Source organism: Mycobacterium sp. NGS56, from assembly GCF_059812425.1.
Map to the genome: position 1 here is coordinate 843,692 of NZ_JCALCQ010000001.1, position 20,150 is coordinate 863,841.

At 64.2% G+C, this 20,150-nt stretch carries 10 protein-coding genes; 7 read left to right on the plus strand and 3 right to left on the minus strand.

Annotated elements, in window-relative coordinates; all coding sequences use genetic code 11:
* Positions 1 to 59: 59 nt before the first annotated feature.
* From AC5Y4F_RS04010 to AC5Y4F_RS04040, 7 genes are all read left to right on the plus strand, one after another.
* On the plus strand, positions 60 to 13,208 hold the full coding sequence (locus tag AC5Y4F_RS04010) for a nuclear transport factor 2 family protein (protein WP_499995765.1): 13,149 nt from the start codon (positions 60 to 62) through the stop codon (positions 13,206 to 13,208).
* 82 nt (positions 13,209 to 13,290) lie between these two features.
* Positions 13,291 to 14,955, plus strand: a complete 1,665-nt coding sequence (locus tag AC5Y4F_RS04015) for a thiolase C-terminal domain-containing protein (protein ID WP_499995233.1) — start codon at positions 13,291 to 13,293, stop codon at positions 14,953 to 14,955.
* Complete coding sequence (locus AC5Y4F_RS04020; RefSeq protein WP_499995234.1) at positions 14,952 to 15,845, plus strand: alpha/beta hydrolase; 894 nt, start codon at positions 14,952 to 14,954, stop codon at positions 15,843 to 15,845. The genes AC5Y4F_RS04015 and AC5Y4F_RS04020 overlap by 4 nt, the downstream gene beginning before the upstream one ends.
* Positions 15,845 to 16,660 carry an NAD(P)-dependent oxidoreductase gene (locus AC5Y4F_RS04025; RefSeq protein ID WP_499995767.1) on the plus strand — a complete coding sequence of 272 codons (816 nt, stop codon included), beginning with the start codon at positions 15,845 to 15,847 and terminating at the stop codon, positions 16,658 to 16,660. Before AC5Y4F_RS04020 ends, AC5Y4F_RS04025 begins: the two co-directional genes overlap by 1 nt.
* Before the next feature lie 7 nt (positions 16,661 to 16,667).
* Positions 16,668 to 16,814, plus strand: a complete 147-nt coding sequence (locus AC5Y4F_RS04030) for a hypothetical protein (RefSeq protein WP_499995235.1) — start codon at positions 16,668 to 16,670, stop codon at positions 16,812 to 16,814.
* A 61-nt stretch (positions 16,815 to 16,875) separates the two neighbouring features.
* Complete coding sequence (locus AC5Y4F_RS04035; protein ID WP_067939990.1) at positions 16,876 to 18,081, plus strand: cytochrome P450; 1,206 nt, start codon at positions 16,876 to 16,878, stop codon at positions 18,079 to 18,081.
* Positions 18,082 to 18,090: 9 nt separating this feature from the next.
* On the plus strand, positions 18,091 to 18,291 hold the full coding sequence (locus AC5Y4F_RS04040) for a ferredoxin (protein ID WP_007777398.1): 201 nt from the start codon (positions 18,091 to 18,093) through the stop codon (positions 18,289 to 18,291).
* Positions 18,292 to 18,294: 3 nt separating this feature from the next.
* Here the strand turns inward: AC5Y4F_RS04040 and AC5Y4F_RS04045 are convergent, their stop codons facing one another.
* The 3 genes from AC5Y4F_RS04045 to AC5Y4F_RS04055 form a co-directional block, all read right to left on the minus strand.
* Complete coding sequence (locus tag AC5Y4F_RS04045) at positions 18,295 to 18,528, minus strand: DUF1330 domain-containing protein (RefSeq protein ID WP_231986477.1); 234 nt, start codon at positions 18,526 to 18,528, stop codon at positions 18,295 to 18,297.
* An 82-nt stretch (positions 18,529 to 18,610) separates the two neighbouring features.
* Positions 18,611 to 18,799, minus strand: coding sequence for a ferredoxin (locus AC5Y4F_RS04050; RefSeq protein ID WP_067939994.1), 189 nt, complete (start codon positions 18,797 to 18,799; stop codon positions 18,611 to 18,613).
* Positions 18,796 to 20,070, minus strand: coding sequence for a cytochrome P450 (locus AC5Y4F_RS04055; protein WP_499995237.1), 1,275 nt, complete (start codon positions 20,068 to 20,070; stop codon positions 18,796 to 18,798). The genes AC5Y4F_RS04050 and AC5Y4F_RS04055 overlap by 4 nt, the downstream gene beginning before the upstream one ends.
* Positions 20,071 to 20,150 lie beyond the last annotated feature (80 nt).

Below are 20,150 nucleotides of genomic sequence, written 5' to 3' on the forward strand. Positions count from 1 at the left end.
TCTTGACCAAGTATTGAATTGCCTCGCCCACGATAGAGCACGTGAGTACGCTTCCATCTGTGGAACTGCGGGTTTTAGGCCCTCTGCAGGTCCGGCAAGGCGGAGCGCCCGTGACAATCCCGGGCGCCAAACCCCGTGCCATTCTCACGCTGCTGGGTTTGCGCGACGGTTCGGTTGTGTCGGCAGGCACGCTCGTCGAGTTGCTGTGGGGCGAGGATCCGCCACGCACCGCCGCCAAGGCCCTGCAGACCCACATCTCCACGCTGCGCCGCGCCTTGGGCGACGGCTTTGTTCTGACGGAGGGAGCGGGTTGGACGCTCGCCGAAAGCGAGGTTGACGCCTCGCGTTACAAGGCGGCGGCCCGCCTGGGACGCGACGCCGCGGCCGCCGGTGATCCCAGCCAAGCGGTGGCCCGCTTCGAGGAGGCGCTCGCCCTCTGGCGCGGTATCCCGGAGCTGCCCGACGGGCGGCGCGGAACATCCGAAAAGACGCGATGGATCGAGGGCCATGCCGCGCTCGAAGAGGATCGGGCCGACGCGCTGCTCGCGACCGGCCGCGCCACAGAGATCGTCGGCGAACTCGAGGCCGCGGTGGCCGATGCGCCCCTGCGCGAGAGGCGTTGGGGTCAGCTGATGCTCGCCCTCTACCGCGCCGGCAGGCAGGGTGAAGCCCTCGGTGCTTATCAACGGGCCCGCGCGCTGCTCGCGGACGAACTGGGGGTTGACCCGGGACTGGATCTTCGCCGACTCGAGGCGGCGATCGTTGCGCAGGACGTGTCGCTGGACATGCCTGGCACACAAGATGTTTCGTCGGTGACCCGCGCTGTGACGTTCCTACTGACGGACATCGAGGGGTCGACGGCTGCCTGGGAGGCTGAGTCCGAAGACATGGCGGTAGCGCTGGCGCGGCACGACGAGCTCGTCGAGCGGGTCGTCACGTCACACGGCGGGCGGCTGATCAAAACGCGCGGCGAGGGCGATGCCACGTTCTCGGTCTTCGATCGGCCGTCGGCGGCGGCGGCTGCCGCGATCGAGCTACAGGAAGCGATCGGCGATGAGCCGTGGTCGCTGCGGGTGCCGCTGCGCGTCCGCGTGGCCTTGCACACCGGCGAGGTGGAACTGCGCGATGGCGACTACTTCGGCCGGGCAGTCAACCGCGCCGCGCGCCTGCGGTCACTCGCCGTAGGTGGGCAGACCCTCTGCTCGGGCGCGACCGCCGAGCTCGTCGTCGACTCACTGCGCGACGACGTTGTGCTCACCGACCTCGGGATGCGCGAGCTGCGCAACCTCGCGCGCCCCGAGCACGTCTTCGAGCTTCGGCTGGAGACCGCCGACGACCGTCGTGTGGCAGTGGCAACCGATACACCCATCGAGCGCCCCAGCCTGCCCACGGTGCTGGCCGGCCCGGGGCCATTCGTCGGCCGCGAGCACGAATTCGCACGGCTTTTTGCTGCGTGGCAGACCTCCCTCGCCGGTGCCACGAACGCGGTGCTGATCGCCGGCGAACCCGGTGTCGGCAAGACACGTCTGGCCGGGGAATGGTCGCGACAGGCCTACGACCAAGGCGCCCTGGTGATTTATGGCCGCTGCGACGAGGACCTCGGCGCGCCCTACCAGCCATTCGCGGAAGCGCTACGTGCGCTCGTACCGTGCCTCGGCAGCAGTCGGCTTCGCGGAATGCGCGGCGCGGAGGCACTGCTCCCACTGGTCCCGGGCCTGACCGATCTCCTGCCCGATCTTGCCGCGCCGGCCCGCGCCGATCCGGACACCGAACGCTACGCACTGTTCGACGCTGTCGTCGCGCTGTTGGGACTCGCGTCCGGGAGCGCGCCCGTCGTACTGGTCCTTGATGACCTGCACTGGGCAGCCAAACCCACCCTGCTCCTATTGCGGCATCTCCTGCGTTTCGGCGAGCACGCCCGCGTTCAGATCCTGGGCACATATCGCAGCACCGACCTCGACCGCGCCCATCCCCTGGCGGCAACACTCGCCGACCTGCACCGCGACCGCACCGCTGACCGCATTGCGCTCAGCGGGCTGGACGAGGAGGACGTCACCGCGTATGTCGTCGAGGCGGGCTACGACGACGAAGAGCTGGCGCGCGCGCTGGCGTCGGTCACCGGAGGCAACCCGTTCTTCCTGATCGAGGCACTGCGCCACGTCGACGAGAGTGGCGGCCATTGGGATCCGGGCACCCTGCCGCAAGGGGTTCGTGAGGCCGTAAGCCGCCGACTTACCCGGCTCCCGGCGGAGACGAACAAAGCCCTTGCGGCGGCCGCTGTCGTCGGCAGCCGATTCGGCTTGGAACTGGTCGAGCGCGTGGTCGAGGCTGACCTCGTCGATGCGTTCGACGAGGCGTGCAAGGCCGGAATCGTGATCGAAGAGTCAAGCGGTCACTATCGGTTCAACCACGCCATCGTGCGACAGTCGCTGCTTGCAGAGCTGCCGTCTGTACGCCGGTTACGGCTGCACCAGCGCATCGCCACAACACTGGAGAACGAGCCCGGCGCGGACGACGAGTTGCTCGCTGAACTGGCGCATCACTACTTTGAATGTGCTTGGGCGGGAAACGCGGCCAAGGCCGTCGAGTACTGCCGGCGTGCGGCGGACCAAGCGATGACCCGCCTCGCCTACGAGGGCGCCGCCGACCTTTACGACCGGGCCCGTCACGCGCTGGAGGAGATCGATGACGAACTCCCCGACCGTGACGACCAAGTTGCCGCGGTACTGATCGCCCGGTGCGAGGCACTGCTGGCGGCGGGTGACGTCACCTCGGCGGCCGGCGCGGTGGCGCAACTACAGGAAGCGACGCGCGATTCGGCTCGGTTGGCCGCATGGGCAACGTGCTTCGACGGACAACTCTCGATGTTGGTCCATCCTGAGCGACTCGACGAGATCGAACCCGCGGTGGGCGCAGCCGCCCGCAAGCTGGCCGAATTGGACGACGCCGCCGGAGAAGCCATGGCGCACACCGTCCGTGCAGCGTGCCTCGCCCGGCTCGGGAGAATCGGTGACTGCGAAATCGCACTGGACGACGCTCTGACCGCGGCACGACGCGCGCGTGAGCACCGCCGGGTGAATGCAGTTCTGGCGAACGCGCCGCTAGCGGCGCTGTGGGGGCCCAATCCCGTTCCGCGCGCTGGTGGCCGGTGTCTGGACGTGGTGCGGCTGCTTCGAATCACGACCGACTCCCCCGCGGTCGAGGCGACGTCGACGCGGTGCCAGGCCATGTTGGAGGCCTTCCGTGGACGCGCCGCGGCAGCGCGGCGGATGATCGACTCGGCCCGGCGCACGGTCACCGAACTCGGCCTGCGCCATGCCGTTCTGGAGGTCCAGCAGTTCGCCGGCATCGTCGAGCTCGTAGTCGGCGATCCTGCTGCGGCCGAGCCGCATTTACGACAGGCATACAACGGATTTCGCCGCATGGGCCTCGATGCCGACACCGCCGAGACCGCCGCGTTGCTCGGCCGCGCGTGCCTCGCACTCGACCGAGGTGACGAGGCCGACGAATTATGCACGGAGAGTGAGCGTCTCGCCGGACACGCCCTGAAGGCGTCGATCGCCTGGCGCACACTTCGGGCGCGGCTGCTTTCGCGCAGCAACGACCACGACGAGGCTCGCCGAGTCGCGGAGGCTGCTGTCAGCGTGGCCGAGCACACCGACGCGTTGGTTGATCATGGCGACGCCTGCTTGACACTGGCAACGGTCTTGGGCGCCGCCGGCAACGTCGCCGGGGCTCGAGCCGCCGCCGAGCAAGCGGCGGACCTGTACGAACGGAAAGGCGCTGCAACACTTGTCGAGCGGGCGCGCCTGGTTCTCGGCAAGCCCATCCCGACCGCCCCGGCTGCACCCGAACCGCCCGCTGTCGAGCTCCACACGGCGGCCGTCCAAGCCAGCGAACGCGTCACGGCCGCTGTTGATCACGAGGACTGGGACGAATTCGAGCGGTTGTTCGCACCCGACGGCACTATAGAGAGTCGGCGGAAAATAGTCGGCTTCACGCCTACCGATTTCCGGTCGGGCGATGTGATACGGCAGACGAGGCGCGATCTCGAGGCGGGAATCATGCGGGCGCGTCATGTCGTAATTGCCGTACGAGGCGAGCGCCTCGCTCTCGCTCGACTTACGTTGGGCACCCTCGATGTAACCGCCGGAGCGCCGCAAGACGAATTGCTCCAGCTATACGGCATCGACAACAAGGGTCGAATCGCGTGGCAAGTGTGGTTTGACGTCGACGACATCGACGCGGCTATGGCCGAACTCGACGCAGCGCATGCCCTCAAGGAGGAACACCCACGGCCAAGGCTGCAAAACACGGCAAGCCGGGCGAATGAATGCTTCTTGGCGAACTTCGCCGTCCGCGACTGGGACGCGTTAACGGAGAACTTCGCCGCCGAACTGTACGGCGACGATCGTCGTGCTGTCGTAGGCGTTGGGATTCAACGGGGTCGAGATGCGATGATGAGGCATTTCCGGACGGCCCCGGGCCTGGAAGTCACTCAAACAGCGTCAGACACCATTGCCACCCGTGGGGACCGCCTCGTCCTCGCCCGGAATCAGTTCTCGCGCTTCGACGATAAACCCGACGCGTTCCGCGTCGATCTCCTACAGATAGTGGAGACCGACGCTGACGAGCGAATCTCGGCGATCTTCGCTTTCGACACGAACGATTTCGACGCGGCAATCGCCGTGCTAGACGCCCGATACCTCGCCGGCGAAGCGGCGGCTTGCTCGCAAACATGGTCGCTTTTCGTGGACAGCTATGCCGCGGTCAACCGACACGAGCTGCCGCCGACGGCGCCGGACTTGGTGAGCGTAGACCACCGTGGGGTGGCGCCGTTCACGCCCGGAGATATGACCCCTTACATCCGTGCCACGTGGGACGTCGCGCCGGATATCAAAATCTTCATCGAGGCCGTGCACCGACTGAGCAATCTGGGCGCAGTGGTGACTCACAAGGGCCGTGGAATCACGAAAGAAGGCTTCGAGGCGGAGTGGCACGAAATCGCCGTCGGGACGGTGGAAGGCGGCCAGTTCAATCGCAGCGAGCTATTCGACGAGGCCGACCTCGATGCTGCGCTCGCGAGATTCGAAGAACTTAGTCGGCCGGCACCCCGGCTGGAAAACACCGCAACGCGTGTATTCGAGCGTCTTTACTCGTATGTTGCTGCCGGCGACTGGCACGCCGTGGCTCAAATATCGGCTGAGGACGTCTGCGTCGACGATCGCCGGCGGGTGGTGAACGCCGGGATCCTGCATGGTCGAGATGCCAATATCAAAGATGCTCAGGCAACCGCTGCTGTCGGATTCACGATGACGATGTTGGACGTCCTGGCAACTCGCGGCGAGCGCCTCGCCCTCACAGGAGTCCGCGTTTCGGGCCGTGACCCCGAAGCGATTCAAAACGACGCCCTTCAAATCGTCGAGATCAACGCCGAGGAGCGAATCGCGGGCGTTGTCGTGTTCGAGCTCGACGACTTCGACTCAGCCGTCGCCGAGCTCGACGCGCGCTACCTCGCCGGTGACGCGGTCGCTCACTCGGATGCCTGGTCGGTCATTGCTGGGGCGTATGCCGGTCTCAACCGCCATGAACTCCCGCCCACGACATCGAGCTTGGTGGACATCGACCACCGAGGTGAGTCAGCGTTCGGCTACGCCGACCTGGCGGCATACGCCCGCGCTGGGCGAGATTTCGGACAATTCCGAATCTATATCGAGGCCGTGCATCGCCTGAATAACTCTGGGGCGATGTTCACTTATGTGGCCCACGAGAGGTCACAAGAGGGCTTTGATGCCGAATGGCGAGGGGCCAACATTTTGCTGGTCGAGGGGAACCTGATCGGGCACTCTGAGGTATTCGACGCGGCAGACATCGACGCTGCGATCGCGAGGTTCGAGGAACTACACCCGCAGGTCCATCGATTGGAAAACTCGGCAAGCCAAGTGGCCGAGCGCTACTCGTCGCATTTCGCATCTCGTGACTGGGATGCGCTGGGAGAGGTCCTGGCCGTCGATTTCATACTCGAGGATCGTCGGCGCGCCGTAAACGCAGGGGTCCGGCACGGTCGGGACGGCGAGATCGCGAACCTGCGGGCGATGGTCGAGGCCGGATTCACGCACATGGCGTCCGTCGTTGTCGCGGTCCGTGGCCAGCGTCTAGTCCTCACGCGCTCGTCTGGCCGCACTACTGCATCCGACGAGTTCCAGAGCGATGCGCTCGGTGTCGTTGAAATCAACTCCGACAATCGGATTGCAGCAATTGTCGTATTCGACGCCGACAACTTCGACGCCGCCATTGCCGAACTCGACGCGCGCTATATCGCCGGCGAAGCGGCCGCCCACGCGCACACGTGGTCCGCCATAGTGGAAAACTACTCGGCGATCAACCGCCATGAACTGCCCGCGATGACGGCGGACTGCGTGAGCATCGACCACCGGCGGGCTGCGGGGTTCGCCCCCGGCGAGGTAATCGCATACGCCCGTGCCAGTTTGGACGACGAACACAACATCCGTAACTATGTCGAGGCCGTCCATCGGCTCAATGACCTCGGAGTGGTCTTCACCCATGTCCGGCACGAAATCGCACAGGAAGGCTTCGATGCCGAATGGCGGATCGTGTTCATCTGCATGGTCGAAAGCGAACTGGTCAGCCGCTGTGAGCTATTCGACGAAGCGGACCTGGACACCGCGATCACGAAATTTGAGGTTTTACTGCCGCAGGCGCATCGGCCGGAGAACGCGGCAAGCCAAATAGGTGAGCGCTACTTGGCCCACATCGCGGCCGGCGACTGGGACGCCATGGCAGAACTACTGGCCGACGACATTGTCATGGACGATCGCCGTCGGATGGTGGGCGCGGGAATTCGACATGGTCGAGACGCCCTAATCGTGGACATGCGAGCGATCGCCAACCTCTCCGTCATGAACGTGGATTCGCGCGTCATCGCGGTCCGCGGCGAACGCCTCGTCATCCTGCGTAGCCGCTTTACAAATCGTGATCCAGGGTCCGAGGCACTACTCTCGGAGGTGCTCGTCATCGTCGAGACCAACGCCGACTATCGGATCGTCACGGCAATCGCGTTCGGTCTCGACGACTTCGACGCCGCCATCGCCGAGCTGGACGCCCGTTACCTCGCCGGCGACGCGGCAGCCCATGCGCGCACATGGTCTGTCATTGCGGAGAACTACGCCGCGCTGAACCGACACGAGCTGCCCCCGATGGCGCCGGACTGCGTGAGTATCGACCACCGGCGCGGCGCAGCTTTCCCGGCTGGTGAGGTAATCGACTACGCACGTGCCGGTTTAGACCACAACCACAGTATTCGCAACCATGTCGAGGCCGTCCATCTGCTCGACGACCTGGGAGTGGTCTTCACCCATGTTGGGCATGAAACCTCACAGGAAGGCTTCGATGCCGAATGGCGGATCGTGTTCATCTGCACGGTCGAAGACGACTTGGTCAGCCGCTGTGAGCTATTCGACGAAGCGGATCTGGACACCGCGATCGCGAGGTTCGAGCAGCTCAGCCGACCGACACCGCGACTCGAAAATGCGGCAAGCAAAGTGCACGAACGCTCCAACGCGTGTTTCATGGCACGCGACTGGGCTGCCCTTGCAGAGACATTCGCCGACGGCATTACGACGCAGGATCGCCGTCGAGTCATAGGCCATGCTGTGGGGCACGGTCGAGACGCGGTGGTGGCTAACGGTCGGGCAATCATCGACTTCGGGATGACGAAGGTGACGTCGACCGTTATTGCGATCCGCGGCAACCGCCTTGTCCTCGCGCGTGCGCGTTACTCGGGCCCCGATGAAGAGCCCGGGGCATTCCACACGGACGTACTCAACGTCGTGGAGAGCAACGCCGACAACCGGGTCGCGATGCTTTTTATCTTCGATCCCGACGACATCGATGGCGCGCTCGAAGAACTCGATGCCCGTTATGCCTCCGGTGAAGCGGCCGATTTTGCGCACGCCTGGTCGCTCGTCACCGGAGCATACGCCGCGATCAAGCGTCACGAACTTGCCCCGACGACACCGGACTTCGTGAATATCGACCATCGCCGCGGGGCGGCATACGCACCCGGTGACCTAATCTCTTACATCCGCGCGGGATGGGAGCTCGGACAAGACATCAGTACGCACATCGAGGCCGTGCATCGACTAAACAACTTTGGAGCGGTCGTCACCCATTCAGCCCATGGAACCACGCAAGATGGGTTCGATGCCGAGTGGCGCGGAGTACAGATCCTTGCGGTCGAAGGTGACATGATCAGTCGCAGCGAGATTTTCGACGAGGCCGATCTGAAAACTGCGATCGCGAGATTCGATCAGCTGAGTCGGCCGGCACCGCGCCTGAAAAATGCTGTGAAAGAGCGCTTCCTGAAGCACTTCGAGGCCCGCAACTGGGACGCCCTGGCGGAGGATTTCGCCGAGGATTATTACAACGACGACCGCCGTCGAGTCGTGAATAGCGGGGTTCGGCACGGTCGGGATATCGCAATCGAAGACCTGCGGACGGGCGTCGACATCGGGCTATTGACGCGCATCGCGGTGGACATCATCGCGACCCGCGGTGAACGCCTCATCCTCATGCGCGTCCACAATTCGGGCCACAACCACGATGCAGTTGAACTCGATATGCTCCAGGTCGTTGAGTATGACGCCGACGAACGGATCGCGGCCGCCGTAGTGTTCGACCCCGACGACTTCGCGGCCGCGTTCACCGAACTCGACGCCCGATATCTCGGCGGTGAAGCAGCCGCGCACGCGCACACCTGGTCCGTCATCAGCGGGGTCCACGCCGCTTTCAACCAGCGCGAACTTCCCACGACGCCAACAGAATTACTTGATCATCGACCACTTGTAACGGTCGAGGCGGGTGACCCTACCGCGAGCATCCGGGGCATGTGGGACTTCACGCCGGACTTGAATATCTACATCGAAGCTGTTCACCGGTTGAGCAATCTCGGCGCAGTCTTCACACAGGTCTCGCATGGCACGTCAAAAGAGGGTTTCGCCGCCGAGTGGCGAATCGTCGAACTCGTAACGGTCAGCGGTGATCTGATCAAGCGCGGCGAGTTGTTCGACGAGGCAGACCTCGACACCACGCTCGCTCGCTTTGACGAATTACACTCGCAGGCACCACGACTGGAAAACACGACAAGCCGACTAATCGAGCGAATCCAGACGTGCTTCGCGGCCCGCGACTGGGAAGTCTTGGCAGAGCTCATAGCCGAGGACTTTTCCACTGACGATCGCCGTCGGGTGGTAAGCGCCGGCGTTCGGCATGGCCGAGATGCTGAGATAGAAAACAATCGGGCGATCGCCGACCTGGGGATCACGAAGATCACTACTGCTGTCATTGCGACGCGCGGGGAGCGCCTCCTCCTCACACGTACCCGCTATTCGAGCCGCGACGAAGGGCGCGATGCTTTCCTCACAGAGCTACTCAGCGTCGTCGAGATCAATGAGCATGAACGAATCGCCGCCGTCGTCGCTTTCGACCTCGACGACGTCGACGCCGCCTTCGCCGAGCTTGATGCGAGATATCTTGCCGGCGAAGGGGCAGCCCACGCGCATACGTGGTCCGTCATCGTGGCGGCTTGCGCCGCATTCAATCGTCGTGAAATCGATTACGCTACAACAGATTCTGTATACATCGACCATCGGCGGCTAGACGGTCTCGATGCGGGGGGCATAGACGCACTCGCCAGCGCCACATGGGACGTTACACAGAACGTCAGAACCCGGATCGAAGCCGTGCATCGGCTCAGCGAACTCGGCGTCGTGTTAACCATCGCTATGACAGGGACATCCCCAGAGGGCTTCGACGCCGAGTGGCGGACGATCAGCGTTTTCATGATCGACGGTAACCGCCTCAGCCGGTGCGAGATCTTCGACGAGGCGGACCTGGACGCGGCACTCGCCCGCTTTGATGAATTGCATCCGCCTGCACGACAGCTGGCGAACGCGGCGAGCCGAGCGGAGGAGCGCTTCTTTGCGTATTTCGGGACCCGTGACTGGGCGGCGATGGCCGAGATCCTCACTGACGACAGTTCCATCGACAATCGTTCCCGCGTGGTCAATAGTGGATTCTGGAATGGCCGCGAGGCCATAATCGCAAATCAGCGAGCCCTGGCCGATGTTGTTGCTGCGGAGAACATAACGTTGACCGTGATCGCGACCCGCGGCGAGCGCCTGGTCCTCACTCGTATGCATTCCCCGGGCAGCGATCCGCGCAACGGAGAGTTCGTTTCCGAGATGCTGATAATCGCCGAGATCGACACCAACGGTCGGATCTCGGCGCACATCGGGTTCGATCTCGATAACCTCGAGGCTGCGTTCGCGGAGCTCGACGCCCGCTACGTCGCCGCCGAAGCGGCCCCTTATGCGCACACGTGGTCGCTCATTGACCAGACCCACGCCATGCTCAACCGCCACGAGATACCCCCGACAGCAGCTGGTTTCGTTAACATCGACCACCGGCGCGGGATCGCCTTCGCCCCAGGCGACATCGTCCCGTTCGTGCGTGCCACGTTTGATGACACGCCTGACGTCCGCCACCACATCGTCGCGGTCCATCGACTGAGCGGCCTCGGGGCGGTCATCACCCAAGCGTTGCACGGGACCTCGCGCCAGGGCCTCGACGCCGAGTGGCAAAACATCGCCCTTTTCATATTTGAAGGTGACTTGGCCACCCGCGTCGAGATTTTCGACGAGGAAGATCTTGACGCCGCAATCGTTCGATTTAACGAACTGCAATCACCAGTGCAACAACTGGAAAATGCGGCAAGCCAAGCGGGCGAGCGCTTCCTGACGCGGTACGAGTCGCGCGATTGGGACGCTATGGCAGAGCTATTGGCGGACGACTCTTTCAGTGACGATCGTCGGCCGGTAGTGGGCGCAGGCGTGCAACATGGCCGGGATGCCCAGATCGCGGACATGCGCGCTATCACCGAGCTCTGGATCATCACCAACCTCAAATTGGCCGTCATCGCGACGCGCGGGGAGCGCCTCGCCCTGACGCGGACCAGTTTTTCGGGACGCGATCAAGGATCTGAGCCATTCCTCACGGAGGTACTCAACATCGCGGAAATTAATTCCGACGGGCGGTTCCTGGCGAACATCTCGTTCGACCTCGACGACATCGATGCCGCCTTTGCCGAGCTCGATGCTCGATACCTCGCCGGAGAGGCGGCCGGCCACGCGGAGACATGGTCGGTCATCACGCGGTGGTTCGCCGCAGTCAACAAGCACGACATACCGCCGACGACGCCGGACTGGGTCGCCGTCGATCACCGCCGGCTTCCCGCGTTCGAGGGGGGCGATCTGCCGACGGCCCTACGCGCCGTCTGGGACGTCACGCCAGACCTCACCATCCACATCGAAAGGGTGCACCGGCTCAGCAGTTTCGGAGTGGTCGCCGCCTTTATCATGCATGGGACCTCGCCGGAAGGCTTAGCCGTTGAGTGGCGGACAACCGAGATACTGACTGTCGAAGGCGATCTCATCAAAGATTTGGAAATCTTCGACGAGGCGGACCTCGACGCCGCGCTCGCCCGCTTCGAGGAGCTGCAACCGCAGGCACCGCGTCCGAAAAACGCGGCAAGCCAAGTGGAGCAACGCTGCGTGAGCTACTTCGCGGCCCGCGACTGGGACTCCATAACCGAATTACTAGCTGACGACATTCTGATGGACGATCGTCGTCGCGTCGTGAACGTCGGGACCCGGCGCGGTCGCGATGCCCAAATTGCGGACATGCGCGCTATCGCCGACGTCGGAGTAACGGACATAACGCCAACGGTGATTGCGGTCCGCGGGGAGCGCCTCGTACTGGCTTCTTACTTCGGCCTCGACAGCTGGTCGGGGCACAAGGAGCTAGGCGTATCTGAGATCAACTCCGAAAACCAGATCGTGGCACGTGTCCAGTTCAACGCCGACGACATCGACGCCGCATTCGAGGAACTCGACGCGCGGTACATCGCAGGCGAGGCGGCGGCTCACAAGCAGACATGGTCGGTCATTGTGCAAGCGTATGCCGCGGCCAATCGTCACGAACTCGCCGCGACGTCACCGAACTTGATCAACGTCGACCATCGGAGCATCGCACTGATCGAATCCGGCGATCTGACCGCATACCTGCGTAATACCTTCGACGAGCTCATTGACCTCACCACGTATTTGGAGGCAGTGCATCGGCTCACCGACCGCGGGGCGGTCGTCACCCACGTAGGGACCGGAACCTCACAAGACGGCTTCGAGGCCGGATGGCGGATGATCAGCCTCATCGTTGTTGAGGACAACGTGATCAGCCGCTGTGAAATCTTCGACGAGGCAGACATCGACGACGCCCTCGCGCGGTTTGACGAACTACATGCGAGGCCGCGGCTGGAAAACACGGCGAGCCGAGTGGGTGAGCGCTTCTTGACGCACTTCCACGCGCGCGACTGGGACAGCATCGCGCAGATGCTGGCAGATGATTTCGCCCAGGACGATCGCCGTCGGGTCATAGGGGCGGGAGTCCGACATGGTCGAGACGCCCAGATCGCAGACCTGCGGGTGATCGCCGACCTCCGCACCACTTACATGACGTCGGCCGTCATCGCGACCCGCGGAGAGCGCCTTGCCCTCGTGCGACAGCGCTTGTCGTTCCGCGATGAAGGACAGGAAGGATTCCTCACAGATGTGCTCGTCGTGATGGAGATCGACGCCGACGAGCGGTTCGGTCGGTCCGTCTCGTTCAACCCCAACGACATCGACGCCGCGTTCGAGGAACTCGACGCCCGTTACCTTGCCGGCGAAGCGGCCGACCACGCGCGCACGTGGTCGGTCAACTCCCGCTTTTGCGCCGGTTTCAACCGGCACGAGCTTCCCGCAACGACCCCGAATTGGGTTTACATCGACCACCGGCCGCTCGTGACGATCGAGGCGAATGATTGGCCCGCATCCCTCCGCGCCTTCTGGGACATCGCAGCGGACTTCAAGAGCTATGTGGAAGCCGTGCACCGGCTGAGCGACCTCGGAGCGGTTATCACGGCAGCGGTGTATGGGACCTCGCACGAAGGCTTCCACGCCGAGTGGCGGGTGATCGACCTCTTCACGATCGATGGCGACCTCATCAGCCGGTGCGAAATCTTCGACGAGACGGACCTCGGCGCCGCGCTCGCGCGGTTTGACGAGCTCGATCGGCCGGCGCCCACGGGATGATCGTTTCCACTCGGCAGTGATAACGTAATTCTCCGATTCGTATAACGGGCCTACCGCCCGCCGTCCGACTTCCGGAGGTGACGTGCCAGGACCCGGACGCCCGCTGCCCCTGATCACGCAGGACAACGAATTCTTCTGGACGTCGGGGGCCGACGGGAGGCTGCGGCTGCAGGAATGCCGAAGCTGCAAATCGCTGATCCATCCGCCGGCGCCGGTATGCCGGTATTGCCGCTCACTTGACGTGGGCGTGCGGGAGGTATCCGGGAGGGCGACGCTCGCCGGATTCACCATCAACGAGCGATTCAGTCTGCCCGGGCTTACGGCGCCTTACGTGATCGCGCAGGTGGCGATCGCCGAGGACCCGCGAGTGCGATTGACCACCAACATCGTCGAGTGCGATTTCGCCGACCTCGAACTCGGACAGCAGGTCGAGGTCGTCTTCGAGCAGGTCGAAGACGTGTGGTTTCCGCTGTTCCGGCCCTTGCAGGAGAGCGGGGCTGGTGCCGATTCCGATCAACTGCCAGTCGACGAGGTCGCTCCAGACCGCTTCGTCGAACACGTCCGGCCCATGCTCACTCCGGAGAAGTTCGAAGACAAGGTCGCACTGACCGGCATCGGCATGTCGCCGATCGGCCGCCGGTTGATGCAGCCGCCGTTGGCGCTGACGGTGCAGGCATGCGAAGCGGCCATCGCCGACGCCGGCCTCACGTACTCCGACATCGACGGCCTGTCCACCTATCCCGGTGCGATCAACGTCGGCGGTTTTGGCGAGGGCGGTGTCACCGCCCTCGAAGCGGCGCTGGGCATTCGGCCGACGTGGCACAACGGCGCCATGGAGACGTTCGGCCCGGGCGGCTCGGTGATCGCCGCGATGCTCGCGGTCGCATGCGGTTTGGCGCGTCACGTGCTGTGCTTCCGAACGCTGTGGGAAGCCACCAATGGCGAGCTGATGAAGCAGGGCAAAATCACTCCGTCGATGGGCCGGATGTCAGGCTGGCAGATGCCATTTGGCGCCACGTCTGCGGCACACACCTTGGCCATGAACGCGCAGCGGCACTTTCACCGGTACGGCACCACGAAAGAAACGTTGGGCTGGATCGCGTTGAACCAGCGCACCAACGCCGAACTCAACCCGACCGCCATCTACCGGTCGCCGATGACGATGGACGATTACCTCAACGCGCGTCCCATCACCACGCCATTCGGCCTCTACGACTGCGACGTCCCGTGCGACGGCGCCATCGCCGTCATCGTCTCGGCCGTCGACGTCGCCCGCGACCTGGCCAAGCCGCCCGTGCTGGTGGAAGCCGTAGGGACTCAGATCATCGAGCGAATCGACTGGGACCAAAGCACTCTCACCCACGAGCCGCAGGTGCTGGGCCAGGCGGCGCATGTGTGGACGCGCACGTCGCTGCGGCCGTCGGACGTCGACGTGGCCGAGCTGTACGACGGTTTCACCATGAACTGCCTTTCCTGGATCGAGGCGCTGGGCTTCTGCGGGATAGGTGAGGCGAAGGAATTCCTGGACGGCGGCAAGAACATCGCGCGCGACGGTCAGCTGCCGCTCAACACGCACGGTGGTCAGCTCTCGCACGGCCGCACCCACGGCATGGGCCTGTTGCATGAGGCTGTCACGCAGCTGCGCGGCGAGGCCGGTGACCGTCAAGTCGCCGACGCCCGCGTCGGTGTGGTCAGCAGCGGCGGTCTCACGCCCAGCGGCGTGATCTTGCTACGGGCCGACGCATGAGCAGTACCGCTCCCCATCCCCGGCTCGTCATCGTGCACGGCGTACCGATGTCGGCGTTGGTCGCCGAAGCCGACGATCCTAAGGCCGTGATCGTGGCGATCCACGGGGGTGGAACCACCGCAATGTATTTCGACTGCCCGGGTCATCCGTCGTATTCGCTGTTGCGCACCAGTGCGGCAGCCGGATTCACCGTCGTGGCCCTCGATCGGCCCGGCTACGGAAGCTCGGCACCCTATCCTGAAGCGATGGTCTCCGGCGAGCAGCGGGTCAACCTGGCTTACGGTGCTGTGGATCGCATCCTCGGCGAACGTCCGCGTGGCGCAGGCGTATTCGTGTGGGGCCATTCGGGCGGCTGCGAGCTGACATTACGGATGGCCGCCGACGCGCGAGGTACCGACCTGCTCGGCATCGAGCTCGCGGGCACTGGCAGGCACTACCTGCCCGCGGCCAAGGAAATACTCAAAACGGCTACCCGCGAGCGCCGCCCGTCGGGCATGCGCGAATTGCTGTGGAGCCCAGAAGAGCTCTATCCGCCCGAGGTCCTCGGCGGCGCCACGGTTTCGCCGTCGGCCCCGTCTTACGAGGACCAGATGGTGTCGGACTGGGCGCGAAAGACTTTCCCGGAGCTCGGGCCGACCGTACGGGTCCCGGTGCACTTCAGCATCGCCGAGCACGAAAAGGTCTGGCAGACCGACGACGCGGCGGTGGCCGAGATTGGCGCCCTGTTCGCCGGGGTGCCGCAGTTCGTCGTGCATCGACAACCGGGCGCCGGGCATAACATCAGCCTCAGCCACGCGGCCCCTGACTACCACTCGAAAGTTCTTGGTTTCGTGCGGGAATGCGTGGTTGATGGTGCGACGAACACGGAATCCGATTTGGAGGCAGGATGATCCACGTCGGGTTCATCGGGTTGGGCAGCCAGGGCGGCCCAATGGCCCGGCGGATCGCCGAGGGCGGGTACCCCACCACCCTGTGGGCGCGTAGGCCGGAGGCCCTCGAGGCATTCGCCGACACCCCAGCCAAAATCGCCGGGTCCCCGGCGGAGCTCGCCGCGGCGAGCGATCTGGTCTGCCTCTGTGTGGTCGGTGACGCCGACGTCGACGAAGTCGCTTGCGGCGAAGACGGATTGCTCAAGGCGATGAAGCCGGGCAGCGCCATCATCGTGCACAGCACGGTGCACCCGAACACCTGCCGAGAGCTTGCGAACAAGGCCGCCCCGTACGGCGTTTCCGTCATCGACGCGCCGGTGAGCGGTGGCGGGGGCGCGGCAGCCGAGGGCCGTCTGCTGGTGATGGTGGGCGGCGACACCGACGTTGTCGAACGCTGCCGTCCGATCTTCGAGACCTATGCCGATCCGGTCGTTCACCTCGGCGAGCTGGGTTCCGGGCAGACCACCAAACTGCTCAACAACTTATTGTTCACCGCCCACGTGGCCACCGCGGCCACCGCCCTGTCACTGGCCGAGGAGCTGGGCGTCCAACCGGATCGTCTCACCGAGGTGGTCTCCCGCAGCAGTGGAAAAAGCTTCGCGCTCAATGCCCTCGGCGGGATCGGGGGGCTGAATCGGTTAGCCGGTGTTGCGGGAGGGCTGCTGCAAAAAGATGTCCGGCTCGTCGTCGACCTTGCCGACCGGGCCGGGGTGAAGGGCGGCGCGGTGCTCGATGCAGCCGACGCGGCCCTGACCCTGATGAACCACCCCCGATGAGGGGCCGATGAAGGTCGAATTCAACGGCGCGGGGCCGGTGGACCGCCCCATGGCGGGCCGTCTGGGAACGAGCAGACACACCGTGCGCCGCGAAGAGGGCGCGAAATACCAGCGTTTTGGTCTTTCCGGTTCGTCACGAAGGTATTACCGTTGACGTTACAGTCAGGGACTCCGCTGTAAAGGTTCAGCCCGACCTCGCCGCTGAGGAGGATTCAGTGACAAAAGCGAAGGTTGTCTTCGACCCGTACTCCGAGGACTACTTCAACAATCCGTTCGACATCTATCGGCGGATGCGCGAGGACGCGCCCCTGTATTACGACGAAAAGGAGGACTTTTACGCGCTGACCCGTCATGAAGACGTGTCGGCAGCGTTCAAGGACTTCGAGACGTATTCCTCGGCACGCGGCTGTGACCTGGCGATGGTGCGCAGGGGCATCAGCCCCGAGCAGAAGTCGATCATCTTCATGGACCCCCCGGAGCATCGGCACATGCGCAGCCTGCTCAATAAGGCGTTCACTCCGCGGGCTATTCAATCGCAGCGCGAGACCATCATCGAGGTCATCGACAAGTACCTGGGTGCCGTCGACTCGGACAACTTCGACGTGGTACAGGACTTCTCCGGACCCTTCCCGGTAGAGGTCATCACCCGGATGGCCGGCGTGCCGGAGGAATACCGCCAACAGGTTCGCCACTGGATCGACACCAGCCTTTCTCACGAACCGGGCCAGATCGAGGTCAGCGAAGCCGGCATGCAGGCCAACATCGACACGGCCATGTACTACTTCAGCCTGGTGCAGGAGCGGCGCCAGGAACCGCAGGACGACATGATCAGCCGGCTCATCGCGGCCGAGGTCCCCGGCGAAGACGGTGCCCTACGCAAGCTCGACGACATCGAGATCTGCGGGTTCGCAACCCTTCTGGGCGGCGCTGGTGCCGAGACCGTCACCAAACTGATGGGCAACGCGGCGGTGATCTTCGCCCAGCATCCCGACCAGTGGCAAAAGCTGCAGGAGGACCGGAACAAGATCCCGGGGGCGGTCGAAGAACTACTGCGCTATGAGGGACCGGTGCAGTACAACGTCCGCTACACCCTCAAAGAGGCCCACGTCAGCGGTGGCGTTATCCCTCCCGGCAAGCCGGTGTTCCTCTGCGGCGCCGCGGCGAACCGCGACCCGGAGGCCTTCACCGATGCCGACACATTCGACATCGAGCGTGACCAGACCGAGGCGCAGCACCTCGGGCTCGGGTACGGGATTCACAGCTGCCTCGGCGCCGCGCTCGCCCGGCTGGAAAGCCGCCTCGCGCTGGAGAGGCTGCTCGACTTCATGCCGCGCTATGAAGTGGACTGGGCGGGCTGCAAACGGGTGAACATGCAAAACGTCGCGGGCTGGAAGAACGTGCCCGTCAAGGTGCTTCGGTAAGGGGTCACGGTGACGAAGAAGATCGAAGTCGATTGGGGGCTCTGCGAGAGCAACGGTGTCTGCATGGGCATCAACCCCGATATATTCGAGCTCGGCGACGACGACATGCTGACCGTCCACCAGGAGGAGGTCACGCCGGAGAACGAGGCGGACGTGCGCGAGGCCGTCCGTCAATGTCCCCGGCAGGCCATCTCCATCGTCGGAGAGTAGCGATCAGAGTCCGGCGAGGATGACCGCGTTGCAGTCGGCCGCGGCCTGCCGCAGTTTCGCCGCCTTCTGGTAGCCCTCCGACTCGTACCAAGCCCGAGCGGCATCGACCGACTCGAATTCCAGTACGACGGTTTGGTCTCCATGCCAGTCGCCTTCGATGACCTTGGGCGCGGTGTCTACCGCCAGGATGGTGGCACCGCTCATCGCCGATCCGGCGGCTTGCGCATACGCCTTCATGCCTTCCGGATCTTTGATGGCCTCGGTCAAGATGACATAGCCCTTAGCCACTGAAGAATCTCCTACTCGCCGGTGTATTCGGTTATTTCTCGCTGATCGCCTGCTCGGGACAGCATTGGATTGCCTCCTGAGCTGCCGCCTCCATTTCCGTTGGAACGTCGGAATCTATGGCCTCGGCGTAACCGTCCTCGGTCAGGCTGAACACGTCGGGGCACAGCGTGAGACACATGCCGTGGCCGCGACACTTCTGGTCGTCTACCCATACCTTCATGCCAGCGTGAACTCCAGGTGCAGTTCGGTCAGGCCGCGCAGGATGTACGTCGGAACATATTGGTAATGGCGGTCATTCGCCGGCCCGTGAACGCTCTCGTCGATCCTGATGTCCGTCGTGCGGTCAAGCAACCGTTCGATCGCCACCCGGGTTTCGGCACGTGCTAGCGGCGCTCCCGGGCAGCTGTGGATGCCGCGCCCGAACGAGATGTGTTGGCGCGCATTCTTGCGGGCCGGATCAAAGGTGGCGGGTTCTTCGAACCGCCGCGGATCCCGGTTGGCTGCCGCCTGCACGATCATCACGGTGCTGCCGGCGGGCAGGTCGACGCCACCGACGTTGACGGGCACCCGGTTCATCCGGAAGTCGCCCTTGACCGGGCTCTCGTGCCGCAGCGACTCCTCGATGAAATTCGGGATGAGGCTGCGGTCCTTCCGCAACCGCGCCTGGATGTCGGGGCGTTCCCCCAATGTCTGCAGCGCCGCACCCAGCAGCCGCACGGTGGTCTCCTGGCCCGCCGAGAAGACGTTGGCGGCGACGCGCGCCACGTCCTCGACTTCCGGTACCGAACCGTCGGGATACGTCGCGGTGGCCAGGCCGGTCAGCACGTCGTCGCGGGGGGCGCGCCTGCGGTCGGTGACGTAATCGGAGAACAGGCCGTAGAGGAATTCGAGCGGGCTGTGTGCCAGCGATTCCTTGCCGGTGCCACCGATGCCGCCACCCGAGTGCTCGCGGATGCCCTTGACGAACTTGTCTCGATCTTCCATGGGCACGCCCAGCAGGTCGGCGATGACCAGCAGCGTGAACGGCCCGGCGAAGCCCTTGATCCATTCGCCACGCCCGGGCGCCAGGAAATCGTCGAGCGCCTGATCGGCGAGCGCCCACATGGCGTCCTCGTTCTCCTTGAGGCGCTTCGGGGTGATCAAACGCATCAGCAGGGAGCGATGGTTGGTGTGGGTCGGCGGGTCAAGGGTGGGCAGTTGGTCACTGAAGGGCAGCTCGTCGCGGTGTTGCTCGATCAATTCGGTGATGTCGTCACCCTCGATCGGGACGGGAAAACCGGGAAACGGGCCCGTGACCGAGATGCACGAGGACCACGTCTCGGCGTCGTTGAGAACCACGCACGCCTCGTCCCATCCGGTGATCATGGTGACGCCGTGATGGCTCTCCCGGGTGACGGGGCAACGCTCGCGCAGCGCCTCGTAGTACGGGTACGGGTCTGCGATGAGTTCGCTGCCGCGGAAGAAGTCCAACTCGGAGAATTCCTTCGCCATCTGCCGCTCCTTGGATCTCGGCTAGTGAGAACGTGCCTCTCGCGGATGAGTATTACATTTTCACACGGGGTGGTGGTCGT